Source organism: Pseudomonas sp. B12(2026), from assembly GCF_057767015.1.
On the sequence record NZ_CM173430.1, the window covers coordinates 3,680,769 to 3,699,440 of the forward strand.

Consider the following 18,672-nt stretch of genomic DNA (forward strand, 5'->3'; position numbering starts at 1 on the left):
ATGCCCGCACTCTACGTCATGATCCCGATCGCCATGCTGATCGTCGGCATCTGCATCTGGATTCTCTTCTGGGCGGTGAACAGCGGCCAGTACGACGACATGGACGGCCCCGCCCACAGCATCCTGTTCGACGACGAGGACCCCAAGCACCAGGCCGGCATCGACGAAGCCAAAGGCCAGGAACAGAAGGACCCGCGCGATGCCTGAACTGGCGCCATTGCTGGCGTCGGCGCTGATCCTCGGCCTGCTCGGCGGCGGTCACTGCCTGGGCATGTGCGGCGGCCTGATGGGCGCGCTGACCCTGGCGATTCCGCCGGAACAGCGCGGCCGCCGCCTGCGCCTGCTGCTGGCCTACAACCTCGGGCGCATCCTCAGCTACGCCTGCGCCGGCCTGCTGCTCGGCCTCGCCGGCTGGGCCATCGCCCGCACGCCGTTCGCCTCGGCGCTGCGCATCGTCGCCGGGCTGCTGCTGATCGCCATGGGCCTGTACCTGGCCGGCTGGTGGAGCGGCCTGACCCGCATCGAAGCGCTCGGCCGCGGCCTGTGGAAGCACATCCAGCCCTTCGCCAGCCGCCTGCTGCCGGTCGCCAGCGTTCCGCGCGCGCTGCTGCTGGGCGCGCTCTGGGGCTGGCTGCCCTGCGGCCTGGTCTACAGCACCCTGCTCTGGGCCACCAGCCAGGGGTCGGCCATCGACAGCGCGCTGCTGATGCTCGCCTTCGGCCTGGGCACCTGGCCGGTGCTTCTGGCCACGGGGCTGGCCGCCGAGCGCATCACCGCCCTGCTGCGCAAGCGCAGCGTGCGCATGGCCGGCGGCATCCTGGTGATCCTCTTCGGCCTGTGGACCCTGCCGGGCCCGCACCAGGCCTGGATCATGGGCCACGAAATGCACGCCGGCACCGTCCATCCCCACCATAAAGCCGCTTGATACAGGTCAACAGGCCCCGGCCCGACACTCCCTAGACTGCGTCAAAAGCTCGCCACCGGGGAACATCGGCATGCTCGACAACATTCGCTGGGACGCAGATCTGATACGCAGATACGATCTGTCCGGCCCGCGTTACACCTCCTATCCCACAGCCGTGCAGTTCCACGAAGGCGTCGGACCCTTCGATCTGCTGCACGCGCTGCGGGATAGCCAAAAGGCGCAGCGCCCACTCTCGCTCTACGTGCACATCCCGTTCTGCGCGAACGTCTGCTACTACTGCGGCTGCAACAAGGTCATCACCAAGGATCGCGGCCGTAGCGCGCCGTACCTCGCCCGCCTGATTCACGAAATCGAGATCGTCAGCCGCCACCTCGGCCGTCAGCAGCAAGTCGAGCAGCTGCATTTCGGCGGTGGCACCCCGACCTTCCTCAGCCCCGGCCAGTTGCGCGAGCTGATGGCCCAACTGCGCACCCACTTCAACTTCATCGAGGGCGACTCCGGCGACTACGGCATCGAGATCGACCCGCGCGAGACCGACTGGTCGACCATGGGCCTGCTCCGCGAGCTGGGCTTCAACCGTGTCAGCATCGGCGTGCAGGACTTCAACCTGGAAGTGCAGCAGGCCGTGAACCGCCTGCAGAGCATCGACGAGACCCGCGCCATCATCGACGCGGCGCATACCCTGCAATACCGCTCGATCAACATCGACCTTATCTACGGCCTGCCCAAGCAGACCCCCGAGACCTTTGCCCGCACCGTGGAGCAGGTCATCGCCCTGCAACCCGACCGCCTCTCGGTGTTCAACTACGCGCACCTGCCCGAGCGCTTCATGGCGCAACGGCGGATCAAGGCCGAGGACCTCCCCACCCCCGGCCAGAAACTGGAGATGCTCCAGCGCACCGTTGAGCAACTGGCAGCCGCCGGCTACCGCTATATCGGCATGGACCACTTCGCCCTGCCGGACGACGACCTGTCCATGGCCCAGGAGGACGGCACCCTGCATCGCAACTTCCAGGGTTACACCACCCATGGCCATTGCGACCTGGTGGGCCTGGGCGTTTCGTCGATCAGCCAGATCGGCGACCTCTACAGCCAGAACAGCAACGACATCGCCGACTACCAGAACTCCCTCGACCAGGGCCAGCTCGCCACCCGCCGCGGCCTGCACTGCAGCAAGGACGACATCATCCGCCGCGCGGTGATCCAGCAGCTGATCTGCCATTTCCAGCTGGACATCGGGGAAATCGAGGAGCTCTACAACATCGATTTCCGCGGTTATTTCGCGGATATCTGGCCGGAACTGGAACGCTTCGCCGCCGACGGACTGATCACCCTCAGCCCGCGCAACATCGACGTCAGCGCCTCGGGACGGCTGCTGGTGCGGAGCATCTGCATGGCGTTCGACCACTACCTGCCGGCGCAGAACCTGCAACGCTTCTCGCGGGTCATCTGACCCGCGCGGCAAGTCGATGGACGGCCGAGACCGAGTGTCGCATCCATTGCAACAGGATATGTCCACCACCTCCGGCGCTGAACGGCCCTGAATCGACTCTTTCCGGAGCGTCCCGGGATACTTCTCCGTCTTCCCGCCCTTTCCTCCGCCACTCCAATGGCCGACTCAGACAGGCCGGCAGCTGGCGCCCGATCCATTGACTGGGGTACCCTTGATCTCTGTATGCCTTCTCTCTCAAGGATCTCTCAATGGCCGAAACCATCAAAGTGCGCGCATTGCCCCAGGCGCACTGCAAGGATTGCAGCCTGGCGGCCCTCTGCCTGCCCCTGTCGCTGAACTCCACCGACATGGACGCCCTGGATGAAATCGTCAAGCGCGGCCGCCCACTGAAGAAAGGCGAATTCCTGTTCCGTCAGGGCGACCCCTTCGGCTCCGTCTTCGCGGTCCGTTCCGGCGCACTCAAGACCTTCAGCATCACCGACGGCGGCGAAGAGCAGATCACCGGCTTCCACCTGCCCAGCGAGCTGGTCGGCCTGTCCGGCATGGACACCGAGTGCTACCCGGTGTCGGCCCAGGCGCTGGAAACCACCTCGGTCTGCGAGATTCCCTTCGAGCGCCTGGACGAGCTGTCCGAGCAACTGCCGCTGCTGCGCCGCCAGCTGCTGCGAGTGATGAGCCGCGAGATCCGCGACGATCAGCAGATGATGATGCTGCTTTCGAAGAAGACCGCCGACGAACGCATCGCCACCTTCCTGGTCAACCTCTCCGCGCGCTTCCGCGCCCGAGGCTTCTCGGCCCAGCAGTTCCGCCTGGCCATGTCGCGCAACGAGATCGGCAACTACCTGGGCCTCGCGGTGGAAACCGTCTCCCGCGTGTTCACCCGCTTCCAGCAGAACGGCCTGATCGCCGCCGAAGGCAAGGAAGTGCACATCCTCGACTCCATCGAGCTGTGCGCACTGGCAGGTGGTCAGCTGGAAAGCTGATCGATCGGTCGACTTTCCGGTCATCGAAAACGGGCTCGCCAACTGGCGGGCCCGTTATACTTCCGCCTCTGCAAAATCGCATCGGGTGCACAGCCAGCATGATCCTCAACCAACTCGACCTGAAGTCCGTGATCCGCGCCGTTCCCGACTTTCCCAAGCCCGGCGTCATGTTCCGCGACATCACCCCGCTGTTCCAGTCGCCGCGAGCCCTGCGCTTCGTCGCCGACAGCTTCATCCAGCGCTACGTCGAGGCCGACTTCAGCCACATCGGCGCCATGGACGCCCGCGGCTTCCTGATCGGTTCGATCATCGCCTACGAGCTGAACAAGCCCCTGGTGCTGTTCCGCAAGCGCGGCAAGCTGCCGGCCGAGGTGCTGGCCCAGGCCTACGAGACCGAGTACGGCGAAGCCCTGCTGGAGGTCCACGCCGACAGCCTGTGCGAAGGCGACAGCGTGCTGATCTTCGATGACCTGATCGCCACCGGCGGCACCCTGCTGGCCGCCGCGCAACTGGTGCGCCGCATGGGTGCCAGCGTGTTCGAGGCCGCCGCGATCATCGACCTGCCGGAACTGGGCGGCTCGGCCAAGCTGGCCGACGCGCAGATTTCCACCTACAGCCTGACTGCGTTCGCCCTCGACGAGCGCTGATCGGTCGCTACCAGCAACAAAACGGGCGCCTCGGCGCCCGTTTTCGCTTCCCCCATCCAATGGCTGGTCATGGCCGGTTTGGCCTGATCCGACCCGGGCACGGCCGGATATGACCTGGCGATTGTCCGACAAGACTCCGAACATGACATCAGCTAATGACACACTCCGAGGTGGCATAGCGAACTAACGACAGGGCTTGCCCGGGTCGCGCCCCGCCGCGCACCACCCGCCCGCACAACAACAAGGAGTTAGTCATGAACGCCAGCACCACGCCGATCCGCGCCAATTTCCCGGTCCGCCGCATGGATTTCAGCTTCAGCGAAACGCCGAAATACTGGTGGGACGGGCAACCCTTCATGACCCACTTCATGAACAACCTGTCCTCGCTGTTCCCCTACGGCGAGAAGTTCTTCGTCGACAGCGTGCGTGCCGTGCGCGAGCGCATCCGCGACCCGCAGCTGCAGAAGGACGTCAGCGCCTTCATCGGCCAGGAAGCCATGCACTCCAAGGAGCACGCAACCTACAACGAGTACGCCGACGTGCATGGCATCGACCTGGAACGCCTGGAGCTGCGCATCAAGCACCTGCTCGGGGCGATCAGCAAGGTCACCACGAAGAAGCACCAGCTGGCGATCACCTGCGCCCTGGAGCACTTCACCGCGACCATGGCCGAACAGTTGCTCAAGCGCGAAGACCTCAGCAGCCAGATGAAGTCCGACAAGATGTACAAGCTGTGGATGTGGCATGCCGTCGAGGAGAACGAGCACAAGGCGGTGGCCTATGACGTCTACCAGCAGGTCTACGGCGGCTACTTCACCCGTACCGCGGTGATGCTGCTGACCACCCTGATCTTCCTCGGCGTCATCGGCGGCTTCCAGATCCACCTGCTGCGCCGCGATGGCCAACTGCTCAACTGGCGCAGCTGGACGCACGGCCTGGGCGTGCTGCTGCACCCGCGCCGCGGCTACTTCGTCAACCTGATCCGCCCCTGGCTGGACTACTTCCGCCCCGGCTTCCACCCCTTCGACCACGACACCAAGGCGCTGGAGACCCGCTGGAAGGACCAGCTGGATTTCGCCGGCTGATCGTCGCGGTGGAACTGAAAACGCCAGGCACTGCCTGGCGTTTTGCGTTGCAGCCCATCGCGCCGATGGTTCTTCGTAGGAGCGGACCTTGTCCGCGAAGGGCTTGCCTCGCTGAAGAGCATCGCGGAGAAGCTCCGCTCCTACGAAAGCAAAAGCCCACGCCGCAGGAGCAGGTTTCAGCCCTCCTGCCGGCGCGGCAGGTCGTCCCTGGTGTCGAACCACGGCAACTGCGACGAGCACCACACATGGCAGCGCGGCTCGATCAGCGCCGGCTCGTCCAGGGTCACGTAATTGAGTCCGACGGTGTCGCCATCGCGCACGCGAAACTCCAGCGGCGTGCCGCACTTCACGCAGAAGCGCCGTTCCCCGTCCTCGCTGGAGCGCCACAGTCCCAGCTCACCGGACAGGTAGTGGAAGCCCGACAGCGGAATCACCGCCCAGGGCAACGCCGGCGCGGCGCTGGACTTCTGGCAGATGCGGCAGTGGCAGTAGCCGGTCTCCTCCGGCTCGGCATCCACCCGGTAGCGCACCGCGCCGCAGGCGCAGCCGCCGAACAGGGGCAAGGGCAACATGGCGAACCTCCCGGACAGGACATGAAGACTCAAAGCCTAGCCAGCATCCCGAAGGTCTGCAGCACCGCGACGCCGGTGAAGAGCAGCAGGATCTGCCGCCCGGCCAGGGCGCAGACCTCCTCGCGCTGCTCCGGCGGACGCTCGAGATAGTCCAGCGATTGCTGGAACAGCTGCCGGCTGATCGCCCGCGACAACTGCCGGAGCTCCCCCTCGTCGATCTCCGGCAGCAGGTGGAACCGGCGGATGTCCTCGGCCATGTCCTCGCCGAACTCGTCCATCACCCGCGCCAGCGCCGCGCGCAGCACCGGCGAGGGACCATGCAGCTCGCGCACGCCGATGATGAAGGCCTGCGGGTTGCCCTCGACGTAGTCGAAGAACAGCCGCACGGTTTCCCGGGTCACGCGCTGGCCACGCTCCAGGTCCAGGCCGAAGGGCAGGCCGGCGGCGCCCTCCCCCGCTTGCGCGCGCTCGGCGGCCTCGCGGCGCAGGTCGCGCAGCGGCTGGCGCAACTGAGTGGCGATGTCGCGGATGATCGCCAGGCCCAGGTCGTCGACGTCGCCGAAATGCCGGTAGAAGGTGTTCGGGTTCAGCCCCGCCTCCCGCGCCAGCTCGCGCAACCCCAGGCTGCTCAGGCTGCGCCGGCCGGCCGCCAGGCGCAGTGCCGCGTCGATCAGCGCGCGCTTGCCCGCGGCTTCCGCCGGCCGTTCTTCCTGTCCGGTTTCCATGAATCTGGCGCGCGCCCCCACCTAAGGTTGGTTGTTCCCGAAGTATACAGATGTCTACATTCGCACCACGTAGACAGTTGTATACGCCAGCAATAATCATAACAGGAGCTTGGCCATGGGTACGGGTATGAGCACGCAACCTAAGACTGCCCCGAGCAGACACTGCAAGATCGCCATCGTCGGCACCGGGTTTTCCGGGCTGGGCATGGCGATCCGCCTGAAGCAGGAAGGCGAGAACGACTTCCTGCTGTTCGAGAAGGACGCCGGCGTCGGCGGTACCTGGCGGGTCAACAACTACCCGGGCTGCGCCTGCGACGTGCAATCCCATGTCTACTCCTTCTCCTTCGAGCCGAACCCGGACTGGACGCGCATGTTCGCCCGCCAGCCGGAAATCCGCGCCTACCTGGAGAACTGCTGGAAGAAGTACCGCCTGGAAGACAAGACCCTGCTCAACACCGAGATGGTGCGCCTGGAGTGGAACGACGAGCAGCAGCTCTGGCACCTGTTCGACGCCGCCGGCAACCACTACACCGCCAAGGCCGTGGTCTCCGGCATGGGCGCCCTGTCGATCCCCTCGATCCCGGCGCTCAAGGGCCTGGAGAACTTCCAGGGCAAGGCCTTCCACTCCCAGCAGTGGGACCACGGCTACGACCTCAAGGGCAAGCGCGTGGCGGTGATCGGCACCGGCGCCTCGGCCATCCAGTTCGTCCCGGAAATCCAGCCGCTGGTGGCCAGGCTCGACCTCTACCAGCGCACCGCGCCGTGGATCCTGCCCAAGCCGGACCGCGCCATCAGCGACAAGGAACGCGCGCGCTTCCGCCACTTCCCGCTGCTGCAGAAACTCTGGCGCGGCGCCCTCTACAGCATGCTCGAAGGCCGCGTGCTGGGCTTCACCTTCGCGCCCTGGGCGATGAAGCTGGTGGGCCGGCTGGCCGAGCGCTTCATCCGCCAGCAGGTCAAGGACCCGGACCTGCGCCGCAAGCTGACCCCGGACTACACCATCGGCTGCAAGCGCGTGCTCATGTCGCACAACTACTACCCGGCGCTGGCGGCGGCCAACGCCGCGGTGATCACCGAAGGCATCCGCGAGATCAGGGCCGGCAGCATCGTCACCAGCGACGGCCGCGAGCGCCCGGTGGACGCCATCATCTTCGGCACCGGCTTCACCGCCAACGACCCGATCCCGCGCGGCGCGGTGTTCGGCAAGGGCGGCGTCGACCTGCTCGACACCTGGCCCAACGGCCCGGAAGCCTACAAGGGCACCATGACCCGCGGCTTCCCCAACCTGTTCTTCCTGATGGGCCCGAACACCGGCCTGGGCCACAACTCCATGGTCTACATGATCGAATCGCAGATCGCCTACGTGCTGGGCGCCATCCGCCTGATGGACCGCCGCGAGCTGCAGAGCGTCGAAGTGAAGGAAGACGCGCAGGCGCGCTGGAACGAGAAGCTGCAGCGCGGCCTCAACCACAGCGTATGGAACACCGGCGGCTGCAACAGCTGGTACCTGCACCCGGTGAGCGGGCGCAACTGCACCCTGTGGCCGGGCTTCACCTGGCGTTTCCGCGCGCTGACCAGCCAGTTCGACCCGGCCGCCTACCATCTGAAGGCCAAGCCCCTGGGCAACCCCGCCGTCCAAGCGCCACGCCACGCCGAGGAGGTGCCGGCATGAAGAGTTTCGAGAACAAGGTCGCCGCCATCACCGGCGCCGGCTCCGGCATCGGCCGCGCCCTGGCCCTCGAACTGGGCGCCCGCGGCTGCCACCTGGCGCTGGCCGACGTCAACGCCGCCGGCCTGGAGGAAACCCGCCAGTTGCTCGCCTCCAGCGGCGTGCGCGTGTCCGTCGACACGGTGAACGTCGCCGACCGCGAACAGGTGCACGCCTGGGCCGACAAGGCCGCCCGCGAGCACGGCAAGGTCAACCTGGTGTTCAACAACGCCGGGGTCGCCCACGCCGGCACCGTGGAAGCCAGTGACTACGAAGAATACGAGTGGATCACCAACATCAACTTCTGGGGCGTGGTCTACGGCACCAAGGCCTTCCTGCCGCACCTGAAAGCCTCGGGCGACGGCCACGTGGTCAACGTCTCCAGCGTGTTCGGGCTGTTCTCCCAGCCGGGCATGAGCGCCTACAACGCCACCAAGTTCGCCGTGCGCGGCTTCACCGAGTCGCTGCGCCAGGAGCTGGACATGGAGCGCGGCGGCGTCTCGGCCAGCTGCGTGCACCCCGGCGGGATCAAGACCAACATCGCCAGGACCGCGCGGATGAACGACAGCATGGCCAAGGTCACCGGGCAGAGCGCCGAGCAGGCCCGCAGCCAGTTCAACGACCAGTTGCTGCGCACCACCCCGCAGAAGGCCGCCCAGGTCATCCTGCGCGGCGTGGAGCGTGACGCGCGGCGCATCCTGATCGGCCCGGACGCCCACGCCATCGACCTGATGCTGCGCCTGCTGCCGGTCGGGTACCAGAAGGTGGTCACCGGCAGCATGAAGCTGGCCAGGCGCTTCGCGCCCAAACCCAAGCGCAAGCACGGCGCCGAGGGTGTCGAGGCCAAGTAGGCGTCCCTTTCCCTGTCGGGCCGGCGCCCACCCTCTACCCCGGGTGGGCGCCGTTTTTTTTGGATGAAGGGCTCAGCGACGGGTCACCACCACCTCCAGGTACTCGCCGGGCACCACCAGCGACGACGGGCCGGCGCGATTGCTCGCCTCCAGCAGCTGCGTCAGGTCGCGCTCCAGCCCCTTCGCCTCGCTCTCCGGCAGGCTGGCGAACGCCTTGTGCAGCGGGCCGTACCAGTCCCGGAAGACCTCGATGAAATGCGTCGCCGAGCGATAGCGGAAGTTGAAGATCTGCCGCGAGGCGCGCAGTTCGCCGAGCGCCTCGCCGAACAGCTCGCGCAGATGTTCCTCCCGCCCCCAGGCAGATGGCGGACGCACGCCGGGCGCCGGCGGGACATACCCGGAAAGCACCTTGAACAGCTGGCCGATGAAGCCTTCCGGCGTCCAGTTGGCCAGGCCGATGCGCCCGCCGGAGCGGCAGACCCGCGCCAGCTCCGCGGCCGCCTTCGGCTGGTCGGGGGTGAACATCACGCCGAAGGTCGAGACCACCGCATCGAAACTGCCCGCCTCGAAGGGCAGCGCCTCGGCATCGGCCTCGTGGAACGCCACCTCCAGGTGCTCGGCCCGCGCGCGCTCGGCGCCCAGCTCCAGCAGGCGCGGCACATAGTCGGTGGAGGTCACCCGGCAGCCACGCCGGGCCGCCGCCAGGGTGGCGTTGCCATTGCCGGCGGCGACATCCAGCACCCGCTCGTCGCAGCGCAGGTCGCAGGCTTCGGCCAGGCGCTCGCCGACGATCTGCAGGGTGGTGCCGATCACGGCGTAGTCGCCGCTGGCCCAGGTGGCCATCTGGCGTTGTTTCAGGGCATTGAGGTCTACATCGGTGCTCATCTGTGCATCTCCAGGCAGCGCCGGCGCGCTCATTCGGCGGTGGTCGGGTCGAGGGTGGTGACGACCTGCGATACCCGGTTGGCCGGGAAGCCGCCCAGGCGCGCGTGCTCGCGCACGGCGTCCTCGTCGGGGGCGATGTACAGGCAGTAGATGCGGTCACCGGTCACGTAGCTTTGCAGCCATTGAATCTGCGGCCCCAGCTGGCTCAGGACTTTGCAGGACTTCTGCGCGATGGCCTTGAAATCGCGCTCGGACAGGGTGCCGGCGCCGGGGATTTCGCGCTCGATAACGAACTTGGGCATGACAGTCTCCATTGGGTGGGATCGAACGGGGACCGCAACCTCCCGCACCTTCATGCTGCGCCGCGCGCCGGTTGCCGTCCTGCCCCAGCGTCGGCCTTGCCTGCCCGATCGTCCGACGGTCCGCCGTGGTGGCGATATAGCACCCAGAATTTCTGAAAGCCCCGGCGGAGGGACTGTCCATGAGCTCGGAAACCATCCTCGCCGCGCAACAGCGCCTGACCCGCCTGGTGCGCCAGCGGCCGGCCGTCGCCCAGGTCCGCGACGTCCCCGCCACCGCGCACTGGGAAGGTGCCGGCAAGACGCGCACCCAGCATCCGGACGGCAACGCGCTGTACACCGACCTGCCCGCCGAGCTGGGCGGCGACGGCGAGCGGGTCAGCCCCGGCTGGCTGCTGCGCGCGGCGCTGGCGTCCTGCGCGGTCACGCGCATCGCCATGTTGGCGGCGGAAAAGGGCCTGCAACCGCAGCGGCTGGAGGCGGAAGTCGCCAGCGACAGCGACCTGCACGGTCTGCTCGGGCTGGCGCGGGAAGACGGCCAGCGCGCTTCGGCCGGGCCGCGGGAAATCCGCCTGCAGGTGCGCATCAGCGTGCCGGGCGCCGCGGATGCGGCGGTGCGCGAACTGGTCGAGGAGGCGATCCGCGTCTCTCCCATGGCCAGCGCGCTGGCCGAGGCCGTCCCCGTGCGGCTCGCCATCGACAGCGGCGCGGACTGATGGACGCGCTCTCGGAAACCCTGCGCGTGGTGCGGCTGGTCGGCGCCATCTTCATCAACGCGCGCTTCACCGCGCCCTGGTGCTACCAGTCGCCCCGCGCCGACTCGGTGGTCGAGCTGCTGGAGCCCGGCGCCGAGCAGGTGGTGATCTTCCACCTGATCACCGAGGGCGAATGCTTCGTCGAGATGGGCCGCGCCGAGCCACTGCATCTGGTCGCTGGCGACGCGGTGCTGTTCCCTCAGGGCCACGCCCATTGCATGACGTCCCAACCCGGCGTGCCGCCGGCCAGCGGCGCGCAGCTGGACACGGTGCTGGCGCGCCGGCCACGGCAACTGGCCTATGGCGGCGGCGGCGCGACGACCCGCCTGGTGTGCGGCTACCTGGCCTGCGACGCGCGCCTGGCGCGGCTGCTGCTGGCCGGGCTGCCGGCGCTGGTGAAGGTCAACGTGCGCGGCTCCGCCGCCGGCGACTGGCTGGAAGCCTCGGTGCGCTACGCCCTGGCCGAGGCGCGCTCGCCCCGCCCCGGCGGCGCCGGCGTGCTGGCCAAGCTGGCGGAGGTGCTGTTCATCGAGATGCTGCGGCTGTACATGGAGCAGCAGGGCGAAGGCCGCAGCGGCTGGCTGGCCGGCCTGCAGGACCGCATCGTCGGCAGCGCCCTCGGTGCCCTGCACAAGTCGCCGGCCCACGCCTGGAGCCTGGAGGAACTGGCGCGCAGCGCCGGCACCTCGCGCTCGGTGCTGGCCGAGCGCTTCCAGTGCCTGGTCGGCTGCCCGCCGATGCAGTACCTGACCCAGTGGCGGATGCTCCTCGCCGCCAACCTGCTGCGCGGCAGCAACGCCCCGCTGGCGCGCATCGCCGAGGACGTCGGCTACCAGACGGACACCGCCTTCAGCCGCGCCTTCCGCCGCGAATACGGCTGCCCGCCGGCCGCCTGGCGGCGCAGCCAATCGGCCGGCGCGCGCCCTGGATTTTCGTAGGAGCGGACTCCGTCCGCGATCCCGGGCCAGGCACATCGCGGGCGGAGTCCGCTCCTACAGGATCAGGAGCCCCCAAGTCTCTCTTGGGGCGAGGAACACGGGGCTCGCAGAAGAAGATAGGAAAAGCCGCGCTTACAGCCCCATCTGCTTGGCGATGATCTCGTTCATGATCTCCCGCGTACCGCCGCCGATGGAGAGGATGCGGTTGTCGCGGTACAGCCGCTCCACCAGGCTCTCGCGCATGTAGCCCATGCCGCCGAGGGCCTGCACCGCATCGTAGGTGACACGGTCGGCGACGTCGGTGGCGAAGTTCTTGGCCATGGAGATTTCCTTGATCACGCTCTTGCCGATGGCCATCTTCGCCGCCTGGCGGTAGGTGAACTCGCGGGACACCTCCACCTGGGTGGCCATCTCCGCCAGCCGATGCTTGAGCACCTGGAACCTGCCGATGGGCTTGCCGAAGGCCTCGCGCTCGCGGCACCAGGCCAGCGCCTCGTCCAGCGCCAGCTGCGCGGTCATGTTGGCCATGATCGCCAGCGCCAGGCGCTCGCTCTGGAAGTTCGCCATGATGCAGGCGAAGCCCATGTTCTCGGCGCCGATCAGGTTTTCCGCCGGCACCCGGCAATCGTCGAAGAACAGCTCGGCGGTGTCCGACGCCCACCAGCCCATCTTCTTCAGCTTGCGGCTGACGCTGAAGCCGGGCGTGCCCTTCTCCACCAGTAGCAGGCTGACGCCGCCGAAGCCGTCGCCGCCGGTACGCACCGCCACGGTGTAGTAATCGGCGCGCACACCGCTGGTGATGAAGGTCTTGCTGCCGCTCACGCGGTAGTGGTCGCCGTCGCGCACGGCGCGGGTCTTCAGGCTGGCCACGTCGGAGCCGCCGGACGGCTCGGTCACCGCCAGCGCGATGATCTTCTCGCCGGCCAGCACCTGCGGCGCGATGCGCTCGCGCAGCTCCGGGCGGCCCCACTTGATCAACGGCGGCAGGCCGATGTCCAGCGAGCCGAGGCCCGCCACCAGTCCGCCGGAGCCGCAGCGCATCAGCTCCTCGCTGGCCGCCACCTTGGCGAACAGGTCGCCCTCGTGGCTGCCACCCAGCGCCTCCGGGTAGCCGATGCCGAGGATGCCGGCCTCGCCGGCCTTGCGGTACAGCTCGCGGGGAAACTCCTCGGCTTCTTCCCAGTCGGCGACGTAGGGCAGGATTTCCCGCTCGACGAAGCGCCGCACGCTGTCGCGGACCAGGCGGTGACTGTCATCGAAGTATTCGGCGAACACGGACATGGCAAGGCTCCAGGCGATTTGCCTGAAAACTTACCGAGCGCTTGCTTGGTTTACAAGGCGAGACATCCGCCATCGGTCAGGGCAGATGCGCCGCGCCCGCCCGTCGAAGCGGGAAAAGCCCGGATCAGCCGCTGATCGGCCGGCGTCCGGCCAGGGCGTGGGCCAGGGTGCCGCCGTCCACCAGCTCCAACTCGCCGCCCAGCGGCACGCCGTGGGCGATGCGCGACAGGGTAATACCGCTGCCGCCGAGCAGCTGGGCGATGTAATGAGCGGTCGCCTCGCCTTCCACCGTGGGGTTGGTGGCGAGGATGATCTCGCTGAAGCTGCCGGCCTTGATCCGCGCTTCCAGCTCGGGAATGCCGATGGCTTCCGGGCCCAGGCCGTCCAGCGGCGAGAGATGGCCCTTGAGCACGAAATAGCGCCCGCGGTAGCCGGTCTGCTCGACGGCGAACACATCCAGCGGACCTTCCACCACGCACAGCAGGCTGTCGTCGCGGCGCGGGTCGGAGCATTGCGGGCAGAACTCGTCTTCCGACAGCGTGCGGCACTGCTTGCAGTGACCGACGCCTTCCATCGCCTGGGTCAGCGCCTGGGCCAGGCGCAGGCCGCCGCTGCGGTCGCGCTCCAGCAGCTGCAGCGCCATGCGCTGGGCACTCTTCTGCCCCACTCCGGGCAGGATGCGCAGGGCGTCGATCAGTTGGCGGATCAGCGGGCTGAAGCTCATGGGGCGGTCTCAGGTTTCCGGATGGATAGAACGACTGTAGGAGCGAGCTTGCTCGCGAACCCCTGCCAAGCCGCGAGGGCTGGAAGAGCCGTCGCTTGCAAAACAGGGAGGGAAAAATCATGCAGCGGGCCGTTCAGGCCCAAGCAGGGCAAGGCGCCGTCGGGTGAGGAACCGGAGTGTGCTGCAGCACATGAATTCCGAACCCGACGGCAACGCCGCCATGCGCCGGGCATGGGCGGCACGAACGAACTCAGAAAGGCATCTTGAAGCCTGGGGGGAGCTGCATGCCGGCGGTCATGCCGGACATCTTCTCCTGGTTGTTCTGCTCGATCTTGCGCACGGCGTCGTTCACCGCGGCGGCGATCAGGTCCTCGAGGATGTCCTTGTCTTCCTGCATCAGGCTGTCGTCCAGGGAGACGCGCTTGACGTCATGGCGACCGGTCATCACCACGCTCACCAGGCCGGCGCCGGACTGGCCGGTCACTTCGGCGTTGGCCAGCTCTTCCTGCATCTTCTGCATCTTTTCCTGCATCTGCTGGGCCTGCTTCATCAGGCCGGCCATGCCACCTTTCATCATTTCGATCACCTCGATTCGTTCAGTCGTGGAGAAGTCAGAGTCTGTTCGCGGCCTCGCGAGCTAGAGCAGAACTAGGCGAAAGCAGGCGAGGGAGCGGAGTTTACACGCAGTAAATGAGCATCCCTCGCCTGCTTTCAACGACGTTCTGCCGACGCGCAGCAGGTCGCGGACTGGCTCTCAGGCCTTCGCCTCCAGGGGTTCAATAGTACCGTCGCGGACGACCGCGGCGAACTGTTGCTTCATCTGTAGCACATAGGGGTCGGCGGCGATGGACGCCTCGGCCAGGCGCTGACGCTCGGCGCGCTTGCGCGCGGCGGCCTGGGCCGGGGTCTCCTGCTCGGGCTTCTGCAGGGTCACCTGCAGGGTCAGGGTGCGGCCGTGGAACTGGTTCAGCGCATCGTTCAGGCGACGCTGCTGGTTGGGGTTGAACAACGCGCTCTGCCCCGGGTCCAGGTGCAGGTGCCAGTGGTCGCCGTCCACCGCCACCAGGGTGCAGTTGGCGCCGATGCTGGCGGTCATGCCGGCCAGGCCCAGGCGCGGGAACAGCTCCAGCCATTCGGCGGCCAGACCGGTCGCGGGCATGGCGGCGGGTTCGGGTTCCGGCTCGGCCTGTTCCTGCGGCGCTTCGTTCTCCAGGTAGCCGTAGGACTCCATGTCCACTTCGTAGTAGTCGTCGGCGGGCGGCGGCTCTTCGTCGCGATCGTCATCCTCGGCCGGGGCTTCGGCGACGACCGGGGCCGACGGCGCGGCTGCAGGTGCAGGTGCAGGTGCAGGTGCAGGTGCAGGTGCAGGTGCAGGTGCAGGTGCAGCAGGCTCGACCGGCGCGGGAGCGGCGGCAACCGGCGCGGCGGGCTCTTCCCACGGCAGGTCGACCGGCGCTTCGGCAGCGGGCTGTACGGGCTCGGCGGCCGGCTCCGCCGGCACGGCGACCTCAGGTTCCGCTTCGACCGGGGCCGGCGCAGGCGCGCGCTCGGCCACCGGCACAGGAGCGGGCGCCGGCTCGGCTTGCGCAGCCGGAGCTGGAACTGGAGCCGGAGCCGCCTGCGGCCGGGCCGCAGCAACGGCCGGCGCGACCTCGGCTACCGGAGCGGCCGGCGCAGCGACAGGCGCGGCAATGGATGCAACCGGCGCCGCAACGGCGGCGCCGGCCACTGGGTTGGGGTTGGAATCAGCCGTGGCCTTGCTGATCCCCAGGTCCTTTAGTGGCAACCTGGGCGCGCCGGCGGCATCGGCCGGGCGGAACGCCAGCATCCGCAGCAGCACCATCTCGAAGCCGCCACGGGGATCGGGCGCCAGCGGCAGGTCGCGGCGGCCGATCAGGCCCATCTGGTAGTAGAACTGCACGTCCTCGGCCGGCAGCGCCCGGGCCAGCGCGAGCACGCGGTCGCGGTCGCCCTGGCCGTTGTCCACCGCCTCGGGCAACGCCTGGGCGATGGCCACGCGGTGCAGCACGTTGAGCATTTCCGCCAGCACGCCGCCCCAGTCCGGGCCCTGCTCGGCCAGGTGGCGCACCGCTTCGAGCAGCGCGCGGGCATCGCCTTCCAGCAGCGCGTGGAGCACGCCGTAGACCTGGCCGTGATCCAGGGTGCCGAGCATGGCGCGCACGTCGGCGGCCAGCACCTTGCCCTCACCGAAGGCGATGGCCTGGTCGGTGAGGCTCATGGCGTCGCGCATGGAGCCATCGGCGGCGCGGCCGAGCAGCCACAGTGCGTCTTCCTCGAAGGGCACGTTCTCCGCGCCCAGCACGTGGGTCAGGTGCTCCACCACCCGCTCCGGCGGCATGTTCTTCAGGGAGAACTGCAGGCAGCGCGAGAGGATGGTGACCGGCAGCTTCTGCGGGTCGGTGGTGGCGAGCAGGAACTTCACGTGCGGCGGCGGCTCCTCCAGGGTCTTCAACAGCGCGTTGAAGCTGTGGCTGGAGAGCATGTGCACTTCGTCGATCAGGTAGACCTTGTAGCGCCCGCGGGTCGGCGAATACTGCACGTTGTCGAGCAGCTCGCGGGTGTCCTCGACCTTGGTGCGGCTGGCGGCGTCGACTTCGATCAGGTCGACGAAGCGGCCCTCGTCGATCTCCCGGCAGACCGAGCACTGCCCGCACGGTGTCGAGCTGACGCCGGTCTCGCAGTTCAGGCACTTGGCCAGGATGCGCGCGATGGTGGTCTTGCCCACGCCGCGGGTGCCGGTGAACAGGTAGGCGTGGTGCAGGCGCTGGTTGTCCAGCGCGTTGATCAGGGCCTTGAGCACATGGGTCTGGCCGACCATTTCGCGGAACGAACGCGGACGCCATTTGCGGGCAAGAACCTGATAACTCATTGATATCCATCGCACAGGTGAGCAGAAGTGGGCTAATCCTAGCGAAGCGGACCGTAAATTGCACCCGATGTCCGCTCTGGCCTTTGGTACATCTTGGCAAGGCCCGATCCATACAGGCATTGTGTCGCCATCACGCCGCCATCGGAGCCTTGATGCGCCTGCTCGCAATCGCCCTGCTGTTCAGCTCTGCCTTCGCCCTTGCCGAGGAGCGCCCGCTGCGCTTCTCGGTGGTCGACAGCTGGGCGATGCCCCTGGCGCGCATCGAGGACGGCAAGCTGACCGGCGGCATCCTCTTCGAGCTGTACAGCGAGATCGCCCGCCAGGTGCATCGGCCGCCGGCCTTCCATATCCTGCCCCGCGCCCGCGTCGAACAGGCGCTGCTCAACCATACGGTGGACGTGCGCTGCTACGTCGCGCCGGCCTGGACCGAACACGACTTCAAGGATTACCGCTGGAGCGTGCCGCTGATGACGCAGCGCGACATACTGGTCAGCCGCGCGGGCCTGCCGGGCGACCTGCAGAGCCTGTCCGGCCAGGCCGTCGGCACCGTGCTCGGCTACCACTACCCGCGCCTGCAGCCGCTGCTGGACAGCGGCCAGGTGACCCGCGACGAAGCGCGCAACCAGGAGCTGGTGCTGAAGAAACTGCAGATCGGCCGTTACCGCTACGCGATCAGCAGCGAAATCACCCTGGACTGGTTCAACCGCTCGCTGCCGCACGGCCAGCGCCTGACGCTCGCCAGCATCCTCGAGGAAACCCCGCTGTCGTGCATGGTGCTGGACAGCCCGGAGATGCCCACCGCGGAGCTGCTTTCGGCGCTGGCGGCGCTGAAGGCCAACGGAGGGATCGAGCGGATCCTCGCTCGCTATCGCTGAAACAACGGGGCACTGAAATAAAGGCTGGAGCTCGACGCCGGGGATGGCGGAGCGATTTTCCTGCCCCTGAAATGGAGGCGGCCCCGCCAGCCACACCCCGGCACACAATGTCCCCGCCTTGGCTGCTTCCTTCCGGACCTGACCAGGTAAGCGAGTAATCGTTGCGGGGGGACCGACAGGGCCACCATCGCGAATCTCGCCAGATCGGCGAGCCGCGCCATTGTAGCGGCTTGTTTGCAAGTTACAAGCACTTCAAGCACTTAGGTGCGCCCATCAGCAATTCCCGATGGGCGCCAAGTGCCTGGGCCGCACCTTACTCCGCCTGGATCAGCCCTTCGGGTCGAGGCTGGGTGGAGACCTCCAGGTTCGGCCCGATGTACAGGTCCGTCTTGTCGTAGCCCGGACGGGTGCTGAAGGTGGAGTAGCGCTCCGCGCCCTGGTGGAACTGGAAGGCCACGCGGTATTCGCCCGGGCGCCACAGGCGCAGCGGGAACACGCGCGACTCGCCCGGCCTGATCTCGCCGGCCAGGCTTTCCTCGCCGTTCTCCTTGAAGCTGTAGCTGACCGCCGCCCCGCCCTGCCCCATCCCGCCGTTCGCGTCATAGTGCAGGACGATCTGCGGCCGCTCGGTCCAGGCCACGTAGCCCCCGAACAGCAGCACCAGCGCCGCCACGCCAAGCAGGCGCTGCTTTCTTGCCTTGTCCATCTCGCTCTCCGCTCGCGGACGACCCGCCCCGCCTTGCGCGGGGCGGGTCCGCCGGTCAGTTCAGGCTGTCGACCAGGGCCTTGGCCGGCACCAGGCGCACCGCTTTCTTCGCGGCGATCTCGATGCTCTTGCCGGTCTGCGGGTTGCGGCCGGTGCGGGCGGCGCGCTCGCTGACCTTGAGCTTGCCGATGCCCGGCAGGGTCAGTTCGCCGTCGTTTTCCAGGGCGTCCTGGGCGATCTGCGCCAGTTGCTCGAACACGCCGCGCACGGCGGCCTGGGTCAGGTCGAGGGATTCGGCGATATCGCGAACCAGTTGGTCCTTGGTCATGGGCATGGAATAGCTCCTGGGTAGATTGATCGTTGAGGGTGT

21 protein-coding genes and 1 other RNA gene are annotated in these 18,672 nt (G+C 67.7%); 11 read left to right on the forward strand and 11 right to left on the reverse strand.

Features of this window, described 5'->3' with window-relative positions; genetic code table 11:
* From ccoS to AC3B6A_RS17085, 6 genes are all read left to right on the forward strand, one after another.
* On the forward strand, positions 1 to 207 hold the full coding sequence (ccoS, locus tag AC3B6A_RS17060; RefSeq protein ID WP_488398391.1) for a cbb3-type cytochrome oxidase assembly protein CcoS: 207 nt from the start codon (positions 1 to 3) through the stop codon (positions 205 to 207).
* Positions 200 to 925 (forward strand): sulfite exporter TauE/SafE family protein, encoded by a 726-nt coding sequence (locus AC3B6A_RS17065; protein WP_488398393.1) that lies wholly within the window; start codon positions 200 to 202, stop codon positions 923 to 925. The genes ccoS and AC3B6A_RS17065 overlap by 8 nt, the downstream gene beginning before the upstream one ends.
* A 70-nt stretch (positions 926 to 995) precedes the next feature.
* The gene (gene hemN, locus AC3B6A_RS17070; protein WP_488398394.1) at positions 996 to 2,378 is read left to right on the forward strand and encodes an oxygen-independent coproporphyrinogen III oxidase; all 1,383 of its coding nucleotides are present in this window, start codon (positions 996 to 998) and stop codon (positions 2,376 to 2,378) included.
* A 248-nt stretch (positions 2,379 to 2,626) separates the two neighbouring features.
* The gene (anr, locus tag AC3B6A_RS17075; RefSeq protein ID WP_488398395.1) at positions 2,627 to 3,361 is read left to right on the forward strand and encodes a transcriptional regulator Anr; all 735 of its coding nucleotides are present in this window, start codon (positions 2,627 to 2,629) and stop codon (positions 3,359 to 3,361) included.
* Positions 3,362 to 3,459: 98 nt separating this feature from the next.
* A complete protein-coding gene (locus AC3B6A_RS17080; RefSeq protein WP_488398396.1) occupies positions 3,460 to 4,008 on the forward strand; it encodes an adenine phosphoribosyltransferase in 549 nt (182 codons plus the stop codon).
* A gap of 254 nt (positions 4,009 to 4,262) precedes the next feature.
* A complete protein-coding gene (locus tag AC3B6A_RS17085; RefSeq protein WP_488398397.1) occupies positions 4,263 to 5,093 on the forward strand; it encodes a metal-dependent hydrolase in 831 nt (276 codons plus the stop codon).
* A 176-nt stretch (positions 5,094 to 5,269) separates the two neighbouring features.
* On the opposite strand, the gene AC3B6A_RS17090 is transcribed toward AC3B6A_RS17085, so the two are convergent.
* Positions 5,270 to 5,665 carry a GFA family protein gene (locus AC3B6A_RS17090; RefSeq protein ID WP_488398398.1) on the reverse strand — a complete coding sequence of 132 codons (396 nt, stop codon included), beginning with the start codon at positions 5,663 to 5,665 and terminating at the stop codon, positions 5,270 to 5,272.
* Between the two features lie 29 nt (positions 5,666 to 5,694).
* Entirely contained in the window at positions 5,695 to 6,390 is a 696-nt protein-coding gene (locus tag AC3B6A_RS17095; RefSeq protein ID WP_488398399.1) for a TetR family transcriptional regulator, read from the reverse strand.
* A gap of 127 nt (positions 6,391 to 6,517) precedes the next feature.
* Between AC3B6A_RS17095 and AC3B6A_RS17100 the strand changes: the two genes are divergently transcribed.
* Both AC3B6A_RS17100 and AC3B6A_RS17105 read left to right on the forward strand, forming a co-directional pair.
* The gene (locus AC3B6A_RS17100) at positions 6,518 to 8,062 is read left to right on the forward strand and encodes a flavin-containing monooxygenase (RefSeq protein ID WP_488398400.1); all 1,545 of its coding nucleotides are present in this window, start codon (positions 6,518 to 6,520) and stop codon (positions 8,060 to 8,062) included.
* Positions 8,059 to 8,949: an SDR family NAD(P)-dependent oxidoreductase gene (locus AC3B6A_RS17105; RefSeq protein ID WP_488398401.1), complete on the forward strand. Its 891-nt coding sequence runs from the start codon at positions 8,059 to 8,061 to the stop codon at positions 8,947 to 8,949. The genes AC3B6A_RS17100 and AC3B6A_RS17105 overlap by 4 nt, the downstream gene beginning before the upstream one ends.
* 72 nt (positions 8,950 to 9,021) lie before the next feature.
* Here the strand turns inward: AC3B6A_RS17105 and AC3B6A_RS17110 are convergent, their stop codons facing one another.
* Positions 9,022 to 9,834, reverse strand: coding sequence for a class I SAM-dependent methyltransferase (locus AC3B6A_RS17110; RefSeq protein WP_488398403.1), 813 nt, complete (start codon positions 9,832 to 9,834; stop codon positions 9,022 to 9,024).
* Positions 9,835 to 9,863: 29 nt separating this feature from the next.
* On the reverse strand, positions 9,864 to 10,136 hold the full coding sequence (locus AC3B6A_RS17115; protein WP_488398404.1) for a DUF4242 domain-containing protein: 273 nt from the start codon (positions 10,134 to 10,136) through the stop codon (positions 9,864 to 9,866).
* A gap of 179 nt (positions 10,137 to 10,315) precedes the next feature.
* Here AC3B6A_RS17115 and AC3B6A_RS17120 point away from each other — a divergent pair, with 179 nt between their 5' ends.
* Complete coding sequence (locus AC3B6A_RS17120; protein ID WP_488398405.1) at positions 10,316 to 10,849, forward strand: OsmC family protein; 534 nt, start codon at positions 10,316 to 10,318, stop codon at positions 10,847 to 10,849.
* The gene (locus tag AC3B6A_RS17125; RefSeq protein ID WP_488398406.1) at positions 10,849 to 11,826 is read left to right on the forward strand and encodes an AraC family transcriptional regulator; all 978 of its coding nucleotides are present in this window, start codon (positions 10,849 to 10,851) and stop codon (positions 11,824 to 11,826) included. The genes AC3B6A_RS17120 and AC3B6A_RS17125 overlap by 1 nt, the downstream gene beginning before the upstream one ends.
* Before the next feature lie 132 nt (positions 11,827 to 11,958).
* On the opposite strand, the gene AC3B6A_RS17130 is transcribed toward AC3B6A_RS17125, so the two are convergent.
* The 4 genes from AC3B6A_RS17130 to dnaX all read right to left on the reverse strand — a co-directional run bounded on the left by AC3B6A_RS17130 (position 11,959) and on the right by dnaX (position 16,721).
* Complete coding sequence (locus AC3B6A_RS17130; RefSeq protein ID WP_488398407.1) at positions 11,959 to 13,107, reverse strand: acyl-CoA dehydrogenase family protein; 1,149 nt, start codon at positions 13,105 to 13,107, stop codon at positions 11,959 to 11,961.
* A gap of 124 nt (positions 13,108 to 13,231) precedes the next feature.
* Positions 13,232 to 13,831, reverse strand: coding sequence for a recombination mediator RecR (gene recR, locus AC3B6A_RS17135; protein WP_488398408.1), 600 nt, complete (start codon positions 13,829 to 13,831; stop codon positions 13,232 to 13,234).
* Between the two features lie 250 nt (positions 13,832 to 14,081).
* On the reverse strand, positions 14,082 to 14,408 hold the full coding sequence (locus tag AC3B6A_RS17140) for a YbaB/EbfC family nucleoid-associated protein (RefSeq protein ID WP_488398409.1): 327 nt from the start codon (positions 14,406 to 14,408) through the stop codon (positions 14,082 to 14,084).
* A 177-nt stretch (positions 14,409 to 14,585) separates the two neighbouring features.
* Entirely contained in the window at positions 14,586 to 16,721 is a 2,136-nt protein-coding gene (gene dnaX, locus AC3B6A_RS17145; RefSeq protein WP_488398411.1) for a DNA polymerase III subunit gamma/tau, read from the reverse strand.
* A gap of 152 nt (positions 16,722 to 16,873) precedes the next feature.
* On the opposite strand from dnaX, the gene AC3B6A_RS17150 reads away from it, so the two are divergent.
* The gene (locus AC3B6A_RS17150) at positions 16,874 to 17,596 is read left to right on the forward strand and encodes a substrate-binding periplasmic protein (RefSeq protein ID WP_488398412.1); all 723 of its coding nucleotides are present in this window, start codon (positions 16,874 to 16,876) and stop codon (positions 17,594 to 17,596) included.
* Between the two features lie 81 nt (positions 17,597 to 17,677).
* Here the strand turns inward: AC3B6A_RS17150 and ffs are convergent.
* From ffs to AC3B6A_RS17165, 3 genes are all read right to left on the reverse strand, one after another.
* Positions 17,678 to 17,774: signal recognition particle sRNA small type (gene ffs / locus AC3B6A_RS17155), an RNA gene on the reverse strand.
* 135 nt (positions 17,775 to 17,909) lie between these two features.
* Positions 17,910 to 18,302, reverse strand: a complete 393-nt coding sequence (locus AC3B6A_RS17160; protein WP_488398413.1) for a hypothetical protein — start codon at positions 18,300 to 18,302, stop codon at positions 17,910 to 17,912.
* A gap of 55 nt (positions 18,303 to 18,357) precedes the next feature.
* Positions 18,358 to 18,636, reverse strand: coding sequence for an HU family DNA-binding protein (locus tag AC3B6A_RS17165; protein ID WP_017517541.1), 279 nt, complete (start codon positions 18,634 to 18,636; stop codon positions 18,358 to 18,360).
* Positions 18,637 to 18,672: the final 36 nt, after the last annotated feature.

Bases quoted from the DNA above. Each gene is read 5' to 3' on its own strand.
- ccoS (WP_488398391.1), top strand. From the start codon at position 1: ATGCCCGCACTCTACGTCATGATCCCGATCGCCATGCTGATCGTCGGC.
- AC3B6A_RS17065 (WP_488398393.1), top strand. From the start codon at position 200: ATGCCTGAACTGGCGCCATTGCTGGCGTCGGCGCTGATCCTCGGCCTG.
- hemN (WP_488398394.1), top strand. From the start codon at position 996: ATGCTCGACAACATTCGCTGGGACGCAGATCTGATACGCAGATACGAT.
- anr (WP_488398395.1), top strand. From the start codon at position 2,627: ATGGCCGAAACCATCAAAGTGCGCGCATTGCCCCAGGCGCACTGCAAG.
- AC3B6A_RS17080 (WP_488398396.1), top strand. From the start codon at position 3,460: ATGATCCTCAACCAACTCGACCTGAAGTCCGTGATCCGCGCCGTTCCC.
- AC3B6A_RS17085 (WP_488398397.1), top strand. From the start codon at position 4,263: ATGAACGCCAGCACCACGCCGATCCGCGCCAATTTCCCGGTCCGCCGC.
- AC3B6A_RS17090 (WP_488398398.1), bottom strand. From the start codon at position 5,665: ATGTTGCCCTTGCCCCTGTTCGGCGGCTGCGCCTGCGGCGCGGTGCGC.
- AC3B6A_RS17095 (WP_488398399.1), bottom strand. From the start codon at position 6,390: ATGGAAACCGGACAGGAAGAACGGCCGGCGGAAGCCGCGGGCAAGCGC.
- AC3B6A_RS17100 (WP_488398400.1), top strand. From the start codon at position 6,518: ATGAGCACGCAACCTAAGACTGCCCCGAGCAGACACTGCAAGATCGCC.
- AC3B6A_RS17105 (WP_488398401.1), top strand. From the start codon at position 8,059: ATGAAGAGTTTCGAGAACAAGGTCGCCGCCATCACCGGCGCCGGCTCC.
- AC3B6A_RS17110 (WP_488398403.1), bottom strand. From the start codon at position 9,834: ATGAGCACCGATGTAGACCTCAATGCCCTGAAACAACGCCAGATGGCC.
- AC3B6A_RS17115 (WP_488398404.1), bottom strand. From the start codon at position 10,136: ATGCCCAAGTTCGTTATCGAGCGCGAAATCCCCGGCGCCGGCACCCTG.
- AC3B6A_RS17120 (WP_488398405.1), top strand. From the start codon at position 10,316: ATGAGCTCGGAAACCATCCTCGCCGCGCAACAGCGCCTGACCCGCCTG.
- AC3B6A_RS17125 (WP_488398406.1), top strand. From the start codon at position 10,849: ATGGACGCGCTCTCGGAAACCCTGCGCGTGGTGCGGCTGGTCGGCGCC.
- AC3B6A_RS17130 (WP_488398407.1), bottom strand. From the start codon at position 13,107: ATGTCCGTGTTCGCCGAATACTTCGATGACAGTCACCGCCTGGTCCGC.
- recR (WP_488398408.1), bottom strand. From the start codon at position 13,831: ATGAGCTTCAGCCCGCTGATCCGCCAACTGATCGACGCCCTGCGCATC.
- AC3B6A_RS17140 (WP_488398409.1), bottom strand. From the start codon at position 14,408: ATGATGAAAGGTGGCATGGCCGGCCTGATGAAGCAGGCCCAGCAGATG.
- dnaX (WP_488398411.1), bottom strand. From the start codon at position 16,721: ATGAGTTATCAGGTTCTTGCCCGCAAATGGCGTCCGCGTTCGTTCCGC.
- AC3B6A_RS17150 (WP_488398412.1), top strand. From the start codon at position 16,874: ATGCGCCTGCTCGCAATCGCCCTGCTGTTCAGCTCTGCCTTCGCCCTT.
- AC3B6A_RS17160 (WP_488398413.1), bottom strand. From the start codon at position 18,302: ATGGACAAGGCAAGAAAGCAGCGCCTGCTTGGCGTGGCGGCGCTGGTG.
- AC3B6A_RS17165 (WP_017517541.1), bottom strand. From the start codon at position 18,636: ATGCCCATGACCAAGGACCAACTGGTTCGCGATATCGCCGAATCCCTC.